Annotated in this window: 16 protein-coding genes; 12 read left to right on the top strand and 4 right to left on the bottom strand. The window is 73.6% G+C overall.

What is annotated here, in order from left to right:
- The first annotated feature begins 29 nt into the window (after nt 1-29).
- From GXW83_RS23300 to GXW83_RS23280, 5 genes are all read left to right on the top strand, one after another.
- Complete coding sequence (locus tag GXW83_RS23300) at nt 30-782, top strand: SDR family NAD(P)-dependent oxidoreductase (RefSeq protein ID WP_182445002.1); 753 nt, start codon at nt 30-32, stop codon at nt 780-782.
- Nucleotides 782-1,132 carry an antibiotic biosynthesis monooxygenase gene (locus tag GXW83_RS23295; RefSeq protein WP_182445001.1) on the top strand — a complete coding sequence of 117 codons (351 nt, stop codon included), beginning with the start codon at nt 782-784 and terminating at the stop codon, nt 1,130-1,132. Before GXW83_RS23300 ends, GXW83_RS23295 begins: the two co-directional genes overlap by 1 nt.
- Nucleotides 1,133-1,142: 10 nt before the next feature.
- Nucleotides 1,143-1,433: an antibiotic biosynthesis monooxygenase gene (locus GXW83_RS23290; RefSeq protein ID WP_225447201.1), complete on the top strand. Its 291-nt coding sequence runs from the start codon at nt 1,143-1,145 to the stop codon at nt 1,431-1,433.
- A gap of 136 nt (nt 1,434-1,569) precedes the next feature.
- Entirely contained in the window at nt 1,570-2,307 is a 738-nt protein-coding gene (locus tag GXW83_RS23285; protein ID WP_182444999.1) for an SDR family NAD(P)-dependent oxidoreductase, read from the top strand.
- Nucleotides 2,308-2,331: 24 nt separating this feature from the next.
- Entirely contained in the window at nt 2,332-3,189 is an 858-nt protein-coding gene (locus tag GXW83_RS23280; protein ID WP_182444998.1) for an LLM class flavin-dependent oxidoreductase, read from the top strand.
- Between the two features lie 115 nt (nt 3,190-3,304).
- Here GXW83_RS23280 and GXW83_RS23275 read toward each other — a convergent pair whose 3' ends face one another.
- Nucleotides 3,305-4,597 (bottom strand): cation:proton antiporter, encoded by a 1,293-nt coding sequence (locus GXW83_RS23275; RefSeq protein WP_182444997.1) that lies wholly within the window; start codon nt 4,595-4,597, stop codon nt 3,305-3,307.
- Between the two features lie 137 nt (nt 4,598-4,734).
- On the bottom strand, nt 4,735-6,360 hold the full coding sequence (locus tag GXW83_RS23270; protein WP_182444996.1) for an FAD-dependent monooxygenase: 1,626 nt from the start codon (nt 6,358-6,360) through the stop codon (nt 4,735-4,737).
- Between the two features lie 270 nt (nt 6,361-6,630).
- Here GXW83_RS23270 and GXW83_RS23265 point away from each other — a divergent pair, with 270 nt between their 5' ends.
- Nucleotides 6,631-7,650: a methyltransferase gene (locus GXW83_RS23265; RefSeq protein WP_182444995.1), complete on the top strand. Its 1,020-nt coding sequence runs from the start codon at nt 6,631-6,633 to the stop codon at nt 7,648-7,650.
- A gap of 79 nt (nt 7,651-7,729) precedes the next feature.
- Here the strand turns inward: GXW83_RS23265 and GXW83_RS23260 are convergent, their stop codons facing one another.
- Nucleotides 7,730-9,865, bottom strand: a complete 2,136-nt coding sequence (locus tag GXW83_RS23260) for an MMPL family transporter (RefSeq protein WP_182444994.1) — start codon at nt 9,863-9,865, stop codon at nt 7,730-7,732.
- A gap of 538 nt (nt 9,866-10,403) precedes the next feature.
- Here GXW83_RS23260 and GXW83_RS23255 point away from each other — a divergent pair.
- Nucleotides 10,404-11,942 carry a right-handed parallel beta-helix repeat-containing protein gene (locus tag GXW83_RS23255; protein WP_182444993.1) on the top strand — a complete coding sequence of 513 codons (1,539 nt, stop codon included), beginning with the start codon at nt 10,404-10,406 and terminating at the stop codon, nt 11,940-11,942.
- 68 nt (nt 11,943-12,010) lie between these two features.
- Here GXW83_RS23255 and GXW83_RS23250 read toward each other — a convergent pair whose 3' ends face one another.
- Nucleotides 12,011-12,490, bottom strand: a complete 480-nt coding sequence (locus tag GXW83_RS23250; protein ID WP_182444992.1) for a hypothetical protein — start codon at nt 12,488-12,490, stop codon at nt 12,011-12,013.
- 146 nt (nt 12,491-12,636) lie between these two features.
- Between GXW83_RS23250 and GXW83_RS23245 the strand changes: the two genes are divergently transcribed.
- The 5 genes from GXW83_RS23245 to GXW83_RS23225 are packed head-to-tail and all read left to right on the top strand — an operon-like array spanning nt 12,637 to nt 17,332.
- On the top strand, nt 12,637-13,065 hold the full coding sequence (locus GXW83_RS23245) for a cupin domain-containing protein (protein ID WP_225447200.1): 429 nt from the start codon (nt 12,637-12,639) through the stop codon (nt 13,063-13,065).
- The gene (locus GXW83_RS23240; protein ID WP_182447516.1) at nt 13,055-14,428 is read left to right on the top strand and encodes a class I tRNA ligase family protein; all 1,374 of its coding nucleotides are present in this window, start codon (nt 13,055-13,057) and stop codon (nt 14,426-14,428) included. Before GXW83_RS23245 ends, GXW83_RS23240 begins: the two co-directional genes overlap by 11 nt.
- On the top strand, nt 14,425-15,555 hold the full coding sequence (locus tag GXW83_RS23235; protein ID WP_182444991.1) for an FAD-binding oxidoreductase: 1,131 nt from the start codon (nt 14,425-14,427) through the stop codon (nt 15,553-15,555). The genes GXW83_RS23240 and GXW83_RS23235 overlap by 4 nt, the downstream gene beginning before the upstream one ends.
- Nucleotides 15,552-16,934: an FAD-binding oxidoreductase gene (locus GXW83_RS23230; protein ID WP_182444990.1), complete on the top strand. Its 1,383-nt coding sequence runs from the start codon at nt 15,552-15,554 to the stop codon at nt 16,932-16,934. Before GXW83_RS23235 ends, GXW83_RS23230 begins: the two co-directional genes overlap by 4 nt.
- Entirely contained in the window at nt 16,931-17,332 is a 402-nt protein-coding gene (locus tag GXW83_RS23225; protein WP_225447199.1) for a hypothetical protein, read from the top strand. The genes GXW83_RS23230 and GXW83_RS23225 overlap by 4 nt, the downstream gene beginning before the upstream one ends.
- Nucleotides 17,333-17,403 lie beyond the last annotated feature (71 nt).

Genomic DNA, 17,403 nt, shown 5'->3' with positions numbered 1-17,403 from the left:
TCCTCGCACGACCTACCAAGGAGAAACCGATGGATCTCGAACTCGGCGGAAAGACGGCACTGGTCACCGGCGGCACCAGGGGTGTCGGGCGGGGCATCGTGCTCGCGCTGGCCCGGGCCGGCGTCGACGTCGCCACCTGCTACAAGCAGGACGGGGAGGCGGTCGAGTCGCTGGAACGCGAGCTGAAGGAGATCGGCGGCGACCACCACGTGATCAAGGCCGACCTGGCCGACCCCGCCCAGATCGAGGCCCTGCTGACCGAGGTGGGCAGCCACTACGGCCACCTGGACGTGCTGGTCAACAACGCGGGCACGATCAGCCACATCCCGTACGCGCAGCTCCCGCTGGCGGAGTGGCAGCGGATCATCAACACCAACCTCACCGCCGCCCACCTGGTGATCCAGGGCGCGCTGCCGCTGCTGCACGAGGGCTCCTCGGTGGTCAGCATCGGCTCCAAGTCGGCCGAGGTCGGCATCCCGCTGCGGGCCCACTACACGGCGACCAAGTCCGCGCTGATCGGCCTGACCCGCTCGGTCGCCAAGGAGCTGGGCTCGCAGGGCGTCCGGATCAACGTGGTGGCCCTCGGCGTGATAGAGACGGAGGCGCTGCACGCCCTGCCCGAGGAGCAGCGCACGCTCATGCTGAAGCGCTACAGCGACAAGACCGCCCTGGGCCGGCTCGGCCTGCCCGACGAGGTCGCGGGCGCCATTCTGTGGCTGGCCAGCGACCTGTCCCGGTACGTCACCGGCGCCACCATCGCGGTCGACGGGGGGATCTCCTGATGCCGGACGGAACCTTCCGGGTCCTGCTGCAGATGCGGATCAAGCCGGGGATGTCCGAGGGCTTCGAGCAGGAGTGGCGGGACGGCACCGAGGCGGTCACCGGGCACCCCGCCAACCTGGGCCAGCGGCTGGCCCGCAGCACCTCGGACGAGAACGACTACTTCATCATCAGCGACTGGCTGGACGAGGAGGGCTTCCGGGCCTTCGAGGACAGCGGCGCCCATGTCGCGCACCGGGAACGGCTGCACGCCTACCGGGCCTCGGCCACGTTCGCCACCATGCGGATCGTGGCCGAGGTGGAGGGAGCGGGCGCGGCGGTCAGGCAGGGGGCGTCCGCCGATGCCGGCTGAAGTGCGCGTCATGGTGTACCAGCGGGCCCGTGACCAGGCCGAGCTGTCCGCCATCCAGGAGGCCTACCACCTGGTCAGCAAGCGGATGGAGGGGGTGCCCGGGCTCCTCGGCAACGAACTGCTGCGCTCGGCCCACGATCCGTCCGGCCTGGTCGTGATGAGCCGCTGGAGCGACCTGGCGGCGTTCCAGGCCTGGGAGCAGGGCTCCGAGCACCGGGCGGACACCGCCCCGCTGCGGCCGTACCAGGACACCCGGATGGAGATCCCGTTCGGCGTGTACGAGGTCGACGCCGCGTACTGACACCCGCGCGGGGCGTCCGCGCCGGGCGCTCCGCGCGACCGCCGGCCCGTCCGGGCCGCTTCGCGGACCCGCATTCGCAGATTCGCAGACATCCGTAGCGCGATGCGTCAGTTGACGCTGCATCAGGAGGAAGACGATGGACCAGGGACTGCAGGGCAAGCGGGTGCTGATCACGGGCGGGACCCGAGGTATCGGGCGGGCCGCGACGCTCGCCTTCGCGCGTGCGGGGGCCCGCGTCGTGGTGGTCTCCCGCACGGCGGGGGAGGACGCCGACGCGCTCGCCCTGGAGCTGAAGGAGATCGGCGCGGACCACCTGCTGCTGCAGGCCGACGTCACCGACGGGGCGCAGGTCGCCACCCTGGCGACGCAGGTCGGTCGGCAGCTCGGCGGCCTGGACGTGCTGGTGAACAACGTCGGGGTGGACGGCCAGGTGTGGTTCGGCGAGCTGGCCGAGACCGAGTGGCACCGGGTGCTCGACCACAACGTCACCTCCGCCTACCTGGTGACCCAGGCCGTGCTGGACCTGCTGGTGGACGGCGCCTCGGTGGTCAACGTGGGCTCGTCGGTGGCGACCAGGGGCCGCGTCCGCGGCGTGCACTACACGGCCTCCAAGGCCGCCCTGATCGGCCTCACCCGGGCGCTGTGCAAGGAGCTCGGCCCCCGCTCCATCCGGGTCAACACGGTCGCGCCGGGGCTCACCGAGACCGAGCCCGGCGCCGGACTGCCGCCCGAGGCGGTGCAGCGCATCGTCGGCATGACCGCGCTGGGCCGGATCTGCCAGCCGGAGGACGTCGCCGGCGCCGTGCTCTTCCTCGCCGGTGACACCTCGCGCTACGTCAGCGGCATCACCCTCAACGTCGACGGCGGCGTCTGACCGACCGACCGGAAGGAGAAGCCCATGGAGATCGGAGTGGGCCTGCCCACCACCGTCCCGGACAAGGACGGGACGACCCTGCCGCAGTGGGCGCGGCTGGCCGAGCAGTACGGCTTCGCCAGCCTGGGCGTCCTGGACCGGCTGGTGTACGACAACTACGAGTCGCTGGTGTCGCTGGCGGCCGCGGCGGCGGTGACCGAGCGGATACGGCTGGCCAGCACCATCCTGATCGCCGGGTACCGGAACGGCGGCGCGCTGCTCGCCAAGCAGGCGGCCACCGTCGACGCGATCTCCGGCGGCCGTTTGGTGCTCGGCGTCGCCGCCGGCGGCCGGGAGGACGACTACGCGGCGACCGGCGCGGAGTACCTCGGCCGGGGCAAGCTGCTCGACCAGCTGCTGACGGAGCTGCGGGAGACCTGGGACGGCGCGGGCCCGGTCCCCGGCATCGGCCCGCGTCCGGTCCGCGACGGCCGCATCCCGCTGCTGGTCGGCGGCCACTCGGCGGCCGCGATGCGGCGCTCGGCCAGGTTCGGCACCGGCTGGATCGCCGGCGGCAGCTCGGTCACCGCCTACGCGGAGCTGGTCCGCCGGGCGAAGCAGGCCTGGACCGACGAGGGGCGCACCGACCGGCCGCGGATGGTCTCGCTGGTCTACGCCTGCCTCGGCCCGGACGCCGGGCGGGTGGCGGGCGGCTACCTCCGCGGCTACTACTCGTTCGTCAGCGCCAAGGCCGAGCGGACCGCGACCGGCGTCCTCACCGACGCCCAGCAGATCCGGGACGCCGCCCAGGCCTACGCGGAGGCCGGCTGCGACGAGCTGATCCTGCTGCCCTGCTCGGCGGAGCTGGAGCAGCTCCGGCTGCTGGCGGACGCGGCGCTGTGAGCCCGCGCCGGAGCTGACCGGACGACACGTACGCGGACGAGGCGGTCGGCACCCCACCCCGGTGGGGTGCCGACCGCCTCGTCCGTGCCCGCCCGCCCGCCCGGCTGGCGTGGCGTCAGGCGCCGGGCGCGGTACGGCCGGCCCCTGCGGCGGTCAGGCCGTCCGCGTGCTCCGCCTCGGAGGCCGGCCGCAGCTCCTCCTCGGTCCTCGCGTCCGGGTGCACCAGGCGCAGGATCGGTCCGGTCATGAAGGTGGTCAGCACCGCCATGACGACCATCAGCGAGTACAGGGACTGGTCCAGGACGCCCAGTTGCAGGCCCACCGAGAGGATGACCAGCTCGGTCAGGCCGCGGGCGTTCATCAGCGTGGCCATGGTCCTGGCCTCCTGCGTCGGCAGGCCCTGCAGCCGGGCTCCGGCGAACGCGCCCAGGGCCTTCCCGGCGACGGCCGTCAGCAGGATCAGCGCCAGCTCGCCGAGCGACTCCCCGCCGAGGTGGGACAGGTTGACCTTGAGGCCCGCGATGACGAAGAAGACCGGCAGCAGGAACACCACGCCGATGCTGCCCAGGCCCTTGAGGACGGCCTCCGGGGCCTGTCCGGAGGTGCCGCGCGGCAGCACGGCGCCGAACAGGAACGCGCCGAAGATGAACTGCAGGCCCATCCACTCCGTGGCCCAGCAGGACAGCATCAGGCCGCCCAGGACCACCGCGAGCAGGGCCGGGTCGGCTCCGGTCACGGTGGCCCTGCGGGCGGTGACCAGTCGGCGCAGCAGCGGCCGGACCGCGCCGATCAGCACCAGCAGGTAGACCGGCAGAAGCAGCAGCCGCCACTGCGCGGGGCCGCCGGAGACCATGACCACGGCCGCCAGCAGCAGCCAGGCCGCGACGTCCGCGAGGGCGGCGGCGGCCAGCGCGGTCCCGCCGATCCTGGTGTACTGCATGCCCCGGTCGCCGAGGATCCGCGCCAGCACCGGGAACGCCGTCACCGACATGGCCGCGCCCAGGAACAGCACGAAGGCGGCCTCGCTGCCCACCCGGTGGTGCTGGAACAGGTCGGTCGCCAGCAGGCAGCCGAGCCCGAGCGGCAGCAGCACCGAGCCCGCCGCCACGCCGACCGCGGCCCGCCCCTGCGCGCGCACCACGGCGTGCTCCAGCTCGGCGCCGGTGAGGAACATGAACAGCGCCAGGCCCAGATCGGCCAGCGCGGTGAGGAAGGGCTGCACCCCGACCGGGAACAGCAGGTGGGAGACGGCGCCGTGGAAGAGCGTCGGCCCCACCAGGATGCCGCTCAGGATCTCGCCGAGGACGGCCGGCTGGCCGATGGCTCTCGCGGCCGCGCCCAGCAGCCTGGCCAGCACCAGCACCGCGGCTAGGGCGAGGAAGAGGGACGCTACCTGGCTCGTGGTCATCTGTGTTGCTCCTGTCTCACGGTCGTCCACGGCCTGGTGCCGTGGCAGCGCATGGCTCGGCGCCCGGAGTCGGCGTCGACAAAGGGGCGGCCGGTCCCGTGGGTCAGGACCGGCCGCCCCGTGGTGCGCGGAGTGCGTCAGCGGGCGGCGGTGGTGGCCGGAACCCGGCCCGCGGCGCGAGCGACGGCCTCCGCGAGCACGGCGGCCGGGTCCTCGGCCGGGCCGGCGCTGCGCCAGGTGACGATGGCGTCCGGCCGGACCAGCACCGCCCCGCCGGGGCCGACCCCGTAGGCCGTGTGCCAGTCGCGGTCCTGGGGCTGCAACTCGCTCTCCGGGCCGACCTCGTGGGTCTTCAGCGGCACCCCGAGCTCCTTGGCGGTGCGGGTGGCCGCGGCGGCCCACTCCGATCCGGCGGAGTCGGTGAGCAGCACGTAGCTGTCCCAGAAGAGGTCGATCGTGGAGATGGTCTCCTCGCCGCGCTTCAGCCACACGTGCGGGGCACGGGTGCCGGGCTCGCCGACCAGCTGCAGCTCCGGGGTGAGCACCGGACCGGTGCCCTCGCTGCTGATCGCCGAGGAGGAGTAGCGGTAGCCGAGGGTGATGATGATGTCGTCGACCATCGCCGCCCGGTCCTCGTCCGTCGCGTAGCCGTGGCGGATCCGGTTGCGCACCATCGCCTGCTCCGCCATGGCCGCGCCCACGGCCCGGCGCTCGGCGCCGTAGGTGTCGAGCAGCGACTCGCCGGCCCACCCGTGCAGCGTGGCGGCCAGCTTCCAGGCGAGGTTGTGCGCGTCGTGGATGCCGGTGTTGGCGCCGAACCCGCCGGCCGGCGGGTGCACGTGGGCGGCGTCGCCGGCCAGGAACACCCGGTCGGCGCGGAACCGCTCGGCGACCAGCTGCGCCCCCTGCCAGGGCACCTTGGCGACCACCTCGACGTCCAGGTCCGCCTTGCCGGCGGCGGTGCGCACGATGTCCTCGCAGCGCTCGTCGGTGAAGTCCTCGGGCTTCTCGCCGCGCTCGGGGTGGTAGATCGGCGCGGCCAGGTACGGGTCGCAGCCGTGCAGCCGGGACAGCCCCATCAGGGTGCCGTTGACGTTGGCGTAGCAGAGGATGAACCGGCGGCCCTTGAGGATGGTCTCCAGCTCCGGCGCCCGGAAGTAGATGCTGAGGGCGTTGAAGACGGTGCCCCGGCCGACCCGCTCCACGCCGAGGATCCGGCGCACCTTGCTGCCCGCGCCGTCCGCGCCGACCAGGTACTGCGCGCGGATGGTGAACCGCTTGCCGGTGCCCAGGTCCTCGGCGACGGCGGTGACGCCCTCGTCGTCCTGGGTGAACTCGATCAGCTGGGTGTTGAAGCGCACGTCGGCGCCGAACTCCCGGGCCTTGTCGACCAGTACCCGCTCGTAGCGGTCCTGGCCGCAGCCCATCACCCGCTCCGGGCTGACCGTGGGGCCGTCCAGCGAGGGCGACTCCAGGACGACCGCGTCGTCGATCTCGGCGAAGGTGTTGACCTGGATGATCCCGCCCTCGAAGTAGGGGTGGGAGTCGCCCATCTCCAGGGCCCGGATCTCGTCGTGGATGCCGGCCGCCCGGAACAGCTCCAGGGTGCGTGCCTGCAGGCCCGGGGCCCGGGGCAGAGTGGAGGTGGCGTCTCGCTTCTCCAGCACCATCGTGCGGATCCCGTGGCGCCCACTGAAGAGGGCAGTGGACAGGCCAACCGGTCCACCTCCCACAATCAGCACAGGGATGTTCACGTCATACATGTGTTTCCCCTCATGAATCATGAACTCTGCCTCGTGTGCGGCAGGTACGGACCGGATGGGACCGCGCTGGTGCGCGGAGGAGGTGGCCAGGTCCGCAGCACGTGGAAAGAGGTACCGATCGCGCCTTGAGGATCCCTGGTATTCCGGTCGGGCCCCCGCCGTGGCCTGCTGTTCGAGGCCGCTTCAAGGGCGGCTCCATGTCCGGCTGACAGCGTCGCCCCGACCGGTACGGCGCCTGCAGGCAGGCGTCCTGGAAGGAGCCTCATCGCTATGACGACCAATGCCCCGGACATCGGCACGGCTGCCGGAATCCTCCGGCTCGGGAACGCGTTCTGCGACGCCAAGGCACTGCTGACCGCAGTGGAACTGGACCTGTTCACCCATCTGCACGGGGCCCCGGGCGGATCGGCCACGGTGGACGAGATCCGCGAGGGGCTGTCCCTGCACGGCCGGGGGCTGCGTGACTTCCTCGACCTGCTGGTGGCCCTGAAGATCCTGGAGCGCTCCGACGGCCGCTACAGCAACGCGCCGGGTGCCGAGGCGCACCTGGTCCGGGGCAGCGAAGCCTACGTGGGCGGCTTCCTGTTCCGCTCCAGCCGCAACCTCTACCCCGCCTGGGGGCGGCTGGAGGAGGCGCTGCGCAGCGGCAAGCAGCAGTCCGGCAGCGACTTCGACGAGGTCACCCGGAACCCCGCGATCCTGCGCCAGTTCATCGGCAGCATGGACGCGTTCACCAACGTGCTCGGCGCCCAGCTGATCGAGGCCTTCGACTGGTCCGGCCACACGTCGGTGCTGGACGTCGGCGGCGCCCGGGGCAACCTGGCCTCGCAGATCCAGCGGGCGCAGCCGCACCTCAGCGCCCACGTCTTCGACCTGCCGGCGATGGAGCCCTTCGCCAAGGAGCTGAAGGCGGAGCTGGGCCTGGGCGACGAGCTGCAGTTCCACGGCGGCAGCTTCTTCACCGACCCGCTGCCCTCGGCCGACGTGGTGATCCTCGGCCACGTGCTGCACGACTGGGACCCGGAACAGCGCAGCGCGCTGGTGCACAAGGCGTTCGACGCGGTCCGGCCCGGCGGCGCGCTGCTGGTCTACGACCGGATGCTGGACGACGAGCCGGACCACGCCGAGAACCTGGTGATCAGCCTGGACATGCTGCTGGTGACCGACGGCGGCTCGGAGTACCCCGCGTCGGAGATCGTGGAGTACGCGGAGCACGCCGGCTTCGCCGGCACCGAGGTCACCCCGCTGGGCGACTACGACACCCTGGTGGTCGCCCGCAAGGCGGCCTGACCCGGCACAGCACGGACCACTGCGGCCCCGGCCCCCGCGAGGGGGACCGGGGCCGCAGTGGCGTTCCCGGGGGAGCGGGTCAGCCCACGAGCGGACGCTCGGTCCGCTGGGCCGGGCCCCGGCCGCCGGAGCCGAGCGGCCCGAAGACCGTCCGGGACGGCCACCAGATCTTCCGGTCGAGCTCCAGCGCCAGGGCCGGGACCAGCAGCGAGCGCACCAGGACGGTGTCCAGCAGCACGCCGAAGGCGACGATGAAGGCCTGCTGGGCCATGGAGACCATCGGCACCACCGACAGCGCGGCGAAGGTCGCGGCGAGCACCACGCCCGCGGAGGTGATCACGCCGCCGGTGACCCGCAGCGCCACCAGCGTGCCGTGGCGGGTGCCCAGGGACAGGGACTCCTCCCGCACCCGGTGCATCAGGAAGATGTTGTAGTCGACGCCGAAGGCCACCAGGAAGACGAATCCCAGCAGCGGGACCGACGGGTCGGCCCCGGCGAAGTCGAACACGTGGTTGAACACCAGGGCCGACACGCCCATGGTGGCGGCGTAGGAGAGCACCACGGTGCCGACCAGCAGCAGCGGCATGACCAGCGCCCGCAGCAGCAGCACCAGCACGATCAGGATGACCAGCAGCACCAGCGGGATGACCAGCTTGAGGTCACGGGTGCCGGAGTCCCGGGTGTCGATGTTGGTCGCGGTGTACCCGCCGACCTCCGCGTTCGCCCCGGGCAGCCGGTGCACCGCGGCCCGCAGCTGCCGCACCTCCGAGATGGCGGCCGGGCCGTCCGGGGTCGACGACAGCACCGCGTCGACCTCGACCCGGCCGTCGACCACCTTGGGAGCGGCGCCGGCGCTCCCGCCGGTGTACGGCGCCACCGAGGTGATGCCGTGGATCCCGTGCAGGGTCTGCACCACCTCGGGGGCGGCGGCGGCCTCGGCGATCACGAACACCGGGGTGCCCGCGCCGCCGGGGAAGTGCGCGCTCAGCACGGTCTGGCCGACCGCGCTGTCGGTCGTCCGGTCGAAGCTGTCGGACAGGGCCAGCCCCGACGCCCGGAACTGGGTGGTGAACGCCGCCGCGATGACCAGCAGCAGCCCGGACGCCACCCACACCAGCCGCTGCCGACGGCCGACGAAGGCCGCCACCCGTCCCCAGAAGCCGTGCTCGGTGCGCTCGTCGCTGCCGTAGGCCGGGCGGAACGGCCAGAACGCGGCGCGCCCCATCAGCGCCAGGACGGCCGGCATGAAGGTGAGCCCGGCCAGCAGCGAGGCGGCGATGCCGAGCGCGGCGACCGGTCCCATGCTGCGGTTGCTGTTGAGGTCGCTGACGAGCAGGCAGAGCACGGCCAGGATCACCGTGGAGCCGGAGGCCAGGACCGGCCACAGCACCGCGCGCCAGGCCTTGGCCAGTGCGTCGTACTTGTTGGCGTGGCGGCGCAGCTCCTCCTGGTAGCGGCTGATCAGCAGCAGCGAGTAGTCCGTGGTCGCGCCGACCACCAGCACCGAGAGCACGCCCTCGCTCTGGCCGGTGAGGGTGATCCAGCCCTTGTCGGTGAGGGCGTAGACGACGGCGGCGGCGATGCTGCTGGCGAAGGCCACCCCGATCAGCACCAGGAACGGCAGCGAGGGGCTGCGGTAGACCAGCAGCAGCACCAGGATCACCAACCCGACCGCGACCAGCAGCAGTTGGCCGTCGATGTCGCTGAACGCGCCGCCGAAGTCGGCATAGAGGCCGCCCTCGCCGGTGACGTGGCCGGACAGCCCGGGATGGCTGCCGACCCGGGCGCGCAGGGCCTTCACCGCGTCCTGGAGCGGGCTGCTGCGGTCCACGATGGGCACCGTGAACGTCAGCGCCTTGCCGTCGGCCGAGGCGGTCACCGGGCTGACCCGGCCCACGAGTTGCGGCAGCTTGGCGGCGGCGGCAGCGTCGGCCTGCACCGCCGCGCGGTCCGCGGCGGTGATGCCGGAGGCGCGCTGGTAGACCACGACCGCGGGGTACGTCTTGTCGTCGGAGAAGCCGGACTGGAGCTGGGCGGCCTTGACCGATTCGGCGCTCCCGGGCAGGTAGGCCGCGCCGTCGTTGGTGGCCACCGAGCCGAGCTTGCCCTCGTAGGAGCCCGTCCCGCTGCCGATCACCAGCCACGCGACGATCAGGAGCAGCGGGACCAGCCAGCGCAGTCGGCGCCCGGTTCCTGCTGGTTGCTTACGGGTCATGGTGGGAGACCTCCAAGGGCCTTGTGAGACGGGACGAGGGCGCTGGGCCCTCCGGCGAACAGGGTCGGCGGCGCGTGCGGAGGTCGTTCCCGGCCGGTTCGCGGGCCCGGTCGTCGACCGGTCCGCACCGCCCGGCAGGGACCTCGGCCCGCGCCTCCCCCCACACCCCCGGATGCCGGACGTCCGGCGGGTGCGGCATGGTCGCGGGGATCACTCGAAACCCGTCGGAGTGCCGATCGAGGCTGTTGTCATGGCTTGATCATTACTCTGTCCGGGGCGGCCCGGCCGGGCCGCCGGGCACCGGCCCGGTCAGGGACCGGCGCCGACCGGGATCAACGGACTGCAGGTCATACGCATGCAAAGGGCTCCTGCGGGACGGGGGGAGACCAGGATCCCAACGATCACTCCAGCGCCGCTCGAGCGCGTCTCGAACGGGCCACCAGGCTCCCGCGAGCGATTGCCGTCACTATCCGGCCAGCACTCAACCACTGACCGAAAAGGGCAAGCGGGGGGATACCGCGCGCCTGGAGGGGTAAACATGCCAAGACCGAGGCTCCAGCGTACGTTCGCCGGGCTGGCCACCACCCTCGCACTGCTGATCGCAGGCGCCGGCACCGCAGCCGCGAGCGGCCCCGCGACGTACTACGTCGACTGCTCAGGGGGCAGCGACACCGCGGCGGGGACCAGCCCGACGACCGCCTGGCACAGCTTCACCCGGGTCGACGCGACGGTGCTCCGGCCCGGCGACACGGTGCGCTTCCGCGGCGGCGTCACCTGCGACGGCACGCTGGCGCCGCAGGGGTCGGGGACGGCGGCGCAGCCGATCACCCTCGACTCCTACGGCACGGGCAGGGCGCAGATCGACGGCCAGGGCGCCACCGCCGCCATCCTGCTGCACAACGTCCAGGGCTACGACCTGACCGGCCTCGACGTCACGGACACCGGCCCGGCCCCGACCGCCGGACAGCAGCGGGTCGGGGTGTACGTGCTGCTCACGGACTACGGAACCGGGACGCACTACAAGCTGACCGGACTGAACGTGCACGGGGTCAACGGCAGCGACGACCGCTACCCGGACCCGAGCGGCGGCATCATCTTCGAGGCGGGCGGCACCGCCGAGCCGACCGGCTTCGCCGGGATCGACGTCCGGAACAACACCGTGACGGACGTCGACCGCACCGGCATCGGGATCGTCTCCGGCTGGCAGAAACGATCCGTCAACCCCACCGGCCCGGGCGCCTCGTTCGCGCCCAACACCCGGGTGCTGATCGCGGGCAACCAGGTCACCGACGTCGGCGGCGACGGGATCATGGTGTTCAACGGCGAGCACGCGCTGGTGGAGCACAACGTCATCGACGGCTACAACGAGCGCTCCACCGACTACAACGTCGGTGCGTACGCCTGGAACTCGGACGACAGCGTGTTCCAGTACAACGACGTCTCCCACGGCGTCTACCCGGCCATGGCCTTCGACTTCGAGGGTGCCGACACCGGCACCGTCTACCAGTACAACCTGTCCCACGACAACGGCGGCGGGGCCCTGTTCAGCTGCCCGTCCGAGGGCACCACGTCCAGCGGCGGCATCTTCCGCTACAACATCAGCCAGAACGACGTCGGCCCCGGCTACCTCGGGGTGATCACCCTGCTGTGCGGGGACGAGCCCGGCACGCAGATCTACAACAACACCTTCTACGACCCCACCACGCCCAACATGGTGGAGTCCTCGGGCGCCTCCACCTTCCGGATCACCGACAACATCTTCGTCGGCCAGCCCGGCGGCTCGGCGCTCGCCGACACCGCCAACACCTACGCCTACAACGCCTACCAGGACATCACCGGCTCCGGCTCGGTCGACCCGCACGCGGTGCTGGCCAATCCGCTGCTGGTCGCGCCGGGCACGGCGACCTCGCGCACGGACGCCGGGGGCTACCGCCTCGGCACCGGCTCGGCGGCGCTCGGCGCCGGCACCCCGATCGCCGGGAACGGGGGCCGCGACTACTTCGGCAACCCGATCCCGGCCACCGACCCCAACCTCGGCGCCTACCAGGGCGGCGCCGTCGCGTCCCGAACGCACTGAGCGAAACCCCTACCGCTGCGGCTCCCCCCGGGGGCCGCAGCGGCACGTCCGGCCGGGCCGGGGCCGGCTCAGAAGCGCCCGGAGACCGTCGAGGCGAGGTAGGCCGGGTAGTCGGGCTCGGCCGGCTGCAGCACGTGGCGCACCCAGGCGTCGCGCTCGTGGCCCATCGCCACCAGCTCCCAGACGCACGCCGTGGCGCCCTCGGGGGCCTCGGTCAGCGCGGTCAGGTCCTGCCACTCGGCCAGCCAGGTCCGCGAGTGCAGGATGACCCGGTTGGGGCTCCACCAGCCCACCACCACGTAGCACCCGTCCTCGTCCTCGTGCACCACGCTGTAGCCGTGCGCCGGGGCGTCGCCGTCGGCCGGCGGCAGCGAGCGCTCCACCGCCCGCCGGGCGAACTCCAGCACCTCCGGCGGAGGGGTGTCCCGCAGCGCCGAAACGCCGTAGCGCTTCACCGTCCAGCCGCGGACCTGATCTGCCGTCAGCGCCGTGAGCGTTCGCGGGCTGTACTGCACCGGGCGCCTACCAACCTGCGTCTGTGTGGACATGCCGCTGATGGTGGCACGGCGCCCGGCCGCCGCCAACCTCCCGTCGAGCGGGCTTCGAGTGAGAGCCGCGACGATGACGCCGAGAGACCGGCCCCCTCCCGAGCATGCGGCGGACCCGGCTCGACCGGACGGACAGGGGAGGACCTGTGCAGACCTTCGCCATCGGCGACAAAGAACTCACGGACGAGTACGGAATCCAGATCGGACGCTGGGAGCGCTACGCGGGAACCGGCGGCCTCCCGTTCAACGCCATGTGGTGCCAGGTCCCGGCCGACTCGCACAGCGTCGTGGACAGCCACCCCGAGGTGGAGCTGGCGGTCGTGGTCGGCGGCAGCGCGACCTTCACCGTGGACGGCCGGGACACGGCCGCCCCGGCCGGCACCGCGGTGCTGCTGCGGCCGGGGGAGCGGCACGTGATCACCGCCGGCAGCGAGCCGGTGCGGATCCTCAGCATCTACTGGCTGCCGGAGGACGGGCGGCCCGGAGCCGAGGAGCCCGGGGCCGAGGAGCCCGGGGCCGAGGAGCCCGGGGCCGAGGAGCCCGGGGCCGCCGAGGAGGCCCCCGATGGCCGCTGACCCCGCCCTGCCGTCCGGGCAGCGCGTTCCCGGCACCACCGTGGTGCTCTCCCCTCCGCCCACGCCCAACGGCCCGCTGCACGTCGGCCACCTCTCCGGCCCCTACCTGGCGGCCGACATCGCGGTACGGGCCGCCCGCCGCCGCGGCGAGCAGGTCTTCGCCCTCTGCGGCCTGGACGACCACCAGAACTACGTGCTCGCCAAGGCCCGCGAGGAGGGCGTCGGCGTGCACGAGCTGCGCGAGCGCAACGCCGACCTGATCCGCGGCGTCCTCGACCGGGTCGGCGTGGTGCACGACGGCTTCACCGAGCCGCTGGCCGACCCCGACTACCGGGCGGCGGTGGTGGGCTTCCTCGACGAGCTGGTGGCCTCCGGCGCACTGCCCGTGGCCGAGTGGCAGACCCCGGTCTGCGCCGACTGCCCCGGAGTGCTGCACCACGCCTACGTCTCCGGGCGCTGCCCGCACTGCGCCGAGCCCTCGGGCGGCGGCACCTGCGAGGGCTGCGGCGGCTACGTCCCCGCGTCCGCGCTGGTCGACCCGCGCTGCACCCGCTGCGGCGGGCCCGCCACCGGGCTCCGGACCGTACGCGGGCCGGTGCTCCGGCTGGAGGACCACCGCGCCGTGCTGGAGGCCACCTGGATCCGCGGCGTGCTCCCGCCCCGGGTACGGGAGCTGGCCCGGCGGCTGCTGCGGGACGAGCTGCCCACCGTGCCGTTCAGCTACCCCACCGACTGGGGCATCCCGCTGCCCTCCGTCCCCGGCCACCGGATCGACGTCTGGGGGGAGATGGGCCTCGGCTACCTGTACACGGTCGGCCGGCGGCTGGCCCCCCGGGCCACCGGACTCGCCGAGCACGTCGCGGCCTGGCGCGGGGTCGACGCGCTGTGGGCCTTCCTCGGCCTCGACAACGCCTTCTACTACCTGGCCCTGTTCCCGGCGCTGTTCGCGGCGGCCGGGCTGCCGCCGGAGGTCTTCGGCGGCCTCGTGGTCAACGAGTTCTACCGGCTGGACGGCGCCAAGTTCTCCACCAGCCGCAACCACGCCGTCTGGGCGCACGAACTGCTGGACCAGGAGGACCCGGCGGACGTCCGGGCCTTCCTGACCTGGGACCGTCCCTCGCCGCGCCCGACCAACTTCACCTGGGAGCGCTACCGGGCCGCCACCGCCGCCTGGGCGGCCGGCCGGGCGGCCGCCGCCGAGCCCGACCCGGCCGAACTGGCCCGCGCCGAACACGCCCTGACCCTGGAGCACTTCGACGCCGCCCTGGCCGCCCGCTGCCTCCTGGGCACCGGCGCCGCGGCGGCGGGCGGGGACGGACTGCTGGAGGTCCTCACCGGCGCCGCCGGGGCGGTCGTCCGGTGAGGGTCTGCGTGGTCGGCGCGGGCATCGCCGGGATGCTGCTCGCCTGGCGCCTGGTACGCCACCCCGGACTGGAGGTCGTCCTGCTCACCGGCGGGGCCGGGGCGCGCGACGCCACCCACGCCTCCGGCGGGCTGATCCGCGGCTTCGACCCGGACCCGGACCTCGCCGGGCAGGCCCAGCGCAGCCTGGAGGAGCTGGGCTCCAGCGCCCTGCTCCGGCAGTGGGCCGGCTACCGCGCGGTCGGCTCGCTGTACATCCTCGGCACCGCGCCGCCGCCGGACCGCGTCGCGGCGCTCGAACGGCGGATGCCCGGCTCGGTCTCGGTGCTGGACCGCGGCGAGCTGGAGGCCAGGTACGGCCTGGCCGGGCTCCCGGCCGGGGCCACCGCCGTGCTGGAGCGGCAGGCCGGCTACTTCTCCCCGGAGCAGCTGCGCACCCGGGCCCGGGCCGACTTCGCCGCCCGCGGCGGCGTGCTGGACCTCGGCCCGCTGCGCGGCCTGCGGCCCGCACCGGGCGGCGTCCAGTACCGCACCGACGGCGCCTGGACCGGCGCGGACGCCGTGGTCCTGGCCACCGGCGCCTGGACCGGCCCGCTGCTCGCCGAGCTCGGACTGCCCGCGGCGGGGCTGCGCACCAAGGTCATCCAGTGCGCGGTCTACAGCGTCGGCGGCGACCGGCCGCCCGCCTTCGTGGACGAGAACAGCGGCCTCTACGGCCGCCCGGCCGGCCCCGGACAGATGCTGTTCGGGCTGCCCACCGAGCGCTGGGACTGCGAGCCCGGCACCCGGGTGTTCCTGGACCGCGAGGAGCGGGCGGTCCGGCCGGCCATCGCCGCCACGCTGCCCGGGCTCCGGCTCGGGGCGCCGCACCGCTACATCGCCGCGGCCGACGCCTACAGCACCGAGGGGCGGCTGGCGCTGCACGCCCTGCCGACCGGCGAGGGCCGGGTGTACACCTTCACCGGCGGCAGCGGCGGCTCCGCCAAGACCACGCTGGCCGCCGGCGCCGACGCCGCGGCCGAACTGCTGCGCCGGCTCGGCGCCGAGCCGCCGCAGCCCGAGGCCGAGGCCGCGCCCGAGTCTGAGCGGGTCCGACCGATCCCGATACCCGAAGGAGGACGCACATGACTGCCGGCGCCCGCGAGGCCCTGGAGACCATCTGCCCGGACCGGGTGATCACCCCCGGGCACCCCGCGTACGACCGGGTGCGGCTGCTCTTCAACGGGATGCACGACCGCAGGCCCCGGCTGATCTGCCTGCCGCGCGACACCGCGGAGGTGCAGCGGGTGATCCGGGCCGCCCGGGAGCACGGCCTGCCCACCGCGATCCGCGGCGGCGGCCACAACATCGCCGGCTCCGGATCGCTCGACGACGGGCTGGTGGTCGATCTGCGGCTGCTCGACCGGGTCGTCGTGGACCCGGTCCGCCGGCTCGCCCGCTCCGGCGGCGGCGCGACCTGGGCCGGGTTCGACCTGGCCGCGGGCACCTACGGGCTGGCCGTCACCGGCGGCACCTTCGACGACACCGGCGTGGGCGGGCTCACCCTCGGCGGCGGCATCGGGCACCTGATGGGCCGTCACGGCCTCTCCTGCGACAACGTCGAGTCCTACACCCTGGTCACCGCCGACGGGGAGCGGACCGAGGTGGGCCCGGCGAGCGACCCCGATCTGGACTGGGCCCTGCGCGGCGCCGGGCACAACTTCGGCGTGGTCACCGGGTTCACCTTCCGGCTGCACCCGGTGGACCGCGTCTACGGCGGCTTCGTCGCCTACTCCGGCGCCGACCTGGCCGAGGCCGTCCGGCTGTTCCGCGACCTGATGACCGACGCGCCGGACGACCTCACCTGCACCCTGCTGCTGGAGCGCTACGGACCGGCGCAGGGGCCGGCCGCGGTGATGAGCGTCTGCTACTCCGGCGACGACCCCGAGTACCCGGCCGTGCTGGACAAGGCCCTGCGCCGGCTCGAGCCGATCGACTGGCGGATCGAGGAGCGCAGCTACGTCTCCATGCAGCTGTGCCTGGGGCGGCTGCCCTTCGGGCTGCGCCACTACTGGAGCGCGCGCTGCGTGGACGGCCTGCCCGGCGAGCTGGTGGACGGCATCGTGGACCGCTTCCGCGAGGGCCTGATCACCGACCCCTTCAACGACACCGTGCTGATCGAGCCGATCCACGGCGCGGTCCGCTCGGCGGACCCGGCCCGCAGCGCCGTCCCCTTCCGCTCGGCCCGGTTCAACGTCACCGGAATGGCGATCTGGGATCCCGGCCACCCGGAGGCCGACGCCCAGCAGACCGCCTGGGCCAAGTCGGTGGCCGCCGTCGCCGAACCCTACGGGCGCTGGGGGGACGGCTACATCAACTACGTGGGCGACAGCGGTGCGGCCGGTCCGGAGCGCGCGCTGCGCACCTTCGGGCCGGAGTCCTACGGCCGGCTCGCCGCCCTCAAGCAGCGGGTCGACCCGGACAACTTCTTCCGGTCGAACTACAACGTCTCCCCGGAGCCCCGATGACGACCGGGGCGGCCGAACCGGACGGCTCGGCCGAGGCCCTGCGGTGGTGCGGGGCGTTCGACTACGACGGGCGGCGCTTCCGTTCCGTCTCGGCGCAGACCGCCGCCGCCGGGGCCACCCCGGTCGGCCACTACCACCAGCAGGCCGATCTGGTCTGGGCCGAGTTCTCCGGCGGCGCGGTGCGCACCGGCCGCCTGGTGGGCCGGTGCGCCCCGGACGGGGTGCTGACCCTGGCCTACAGCCAGGTCATGACGGACGGCCAGGTGGTCTCCGGGGAGTGCGTCAGCACCCCGGAGCTGCTGGCGGACCGGCGGATCCGGCTGCGGGAGGCGTGGCGCCGCGCGGACGGGTCGCAGGGCGTCTCGGTGATCGAGGAGCTGCCCGCCGGGCCGTCGTAGCCCGCCCGGCGCGGGGCCGCATGGGCGCCGCGGGCACACGTCCGGCCGCCACCCGCTCGGGTGGCGGCCGG

The organism is Streptacidiphilus sp. PB12-B1b (assembly GCF_014084125.1).
In the GTDB taxonomy this organism is placed as follows: Bacteria; Actinomycetota; Actinomycetes; order Streptomycetales; family Streptomycetaceae; genus Streptacidiphilus.
Note: the sequence above shows the minus strand (reverse complement) of the source record. Positions and strands in the feature narration are given on the sequence as shown.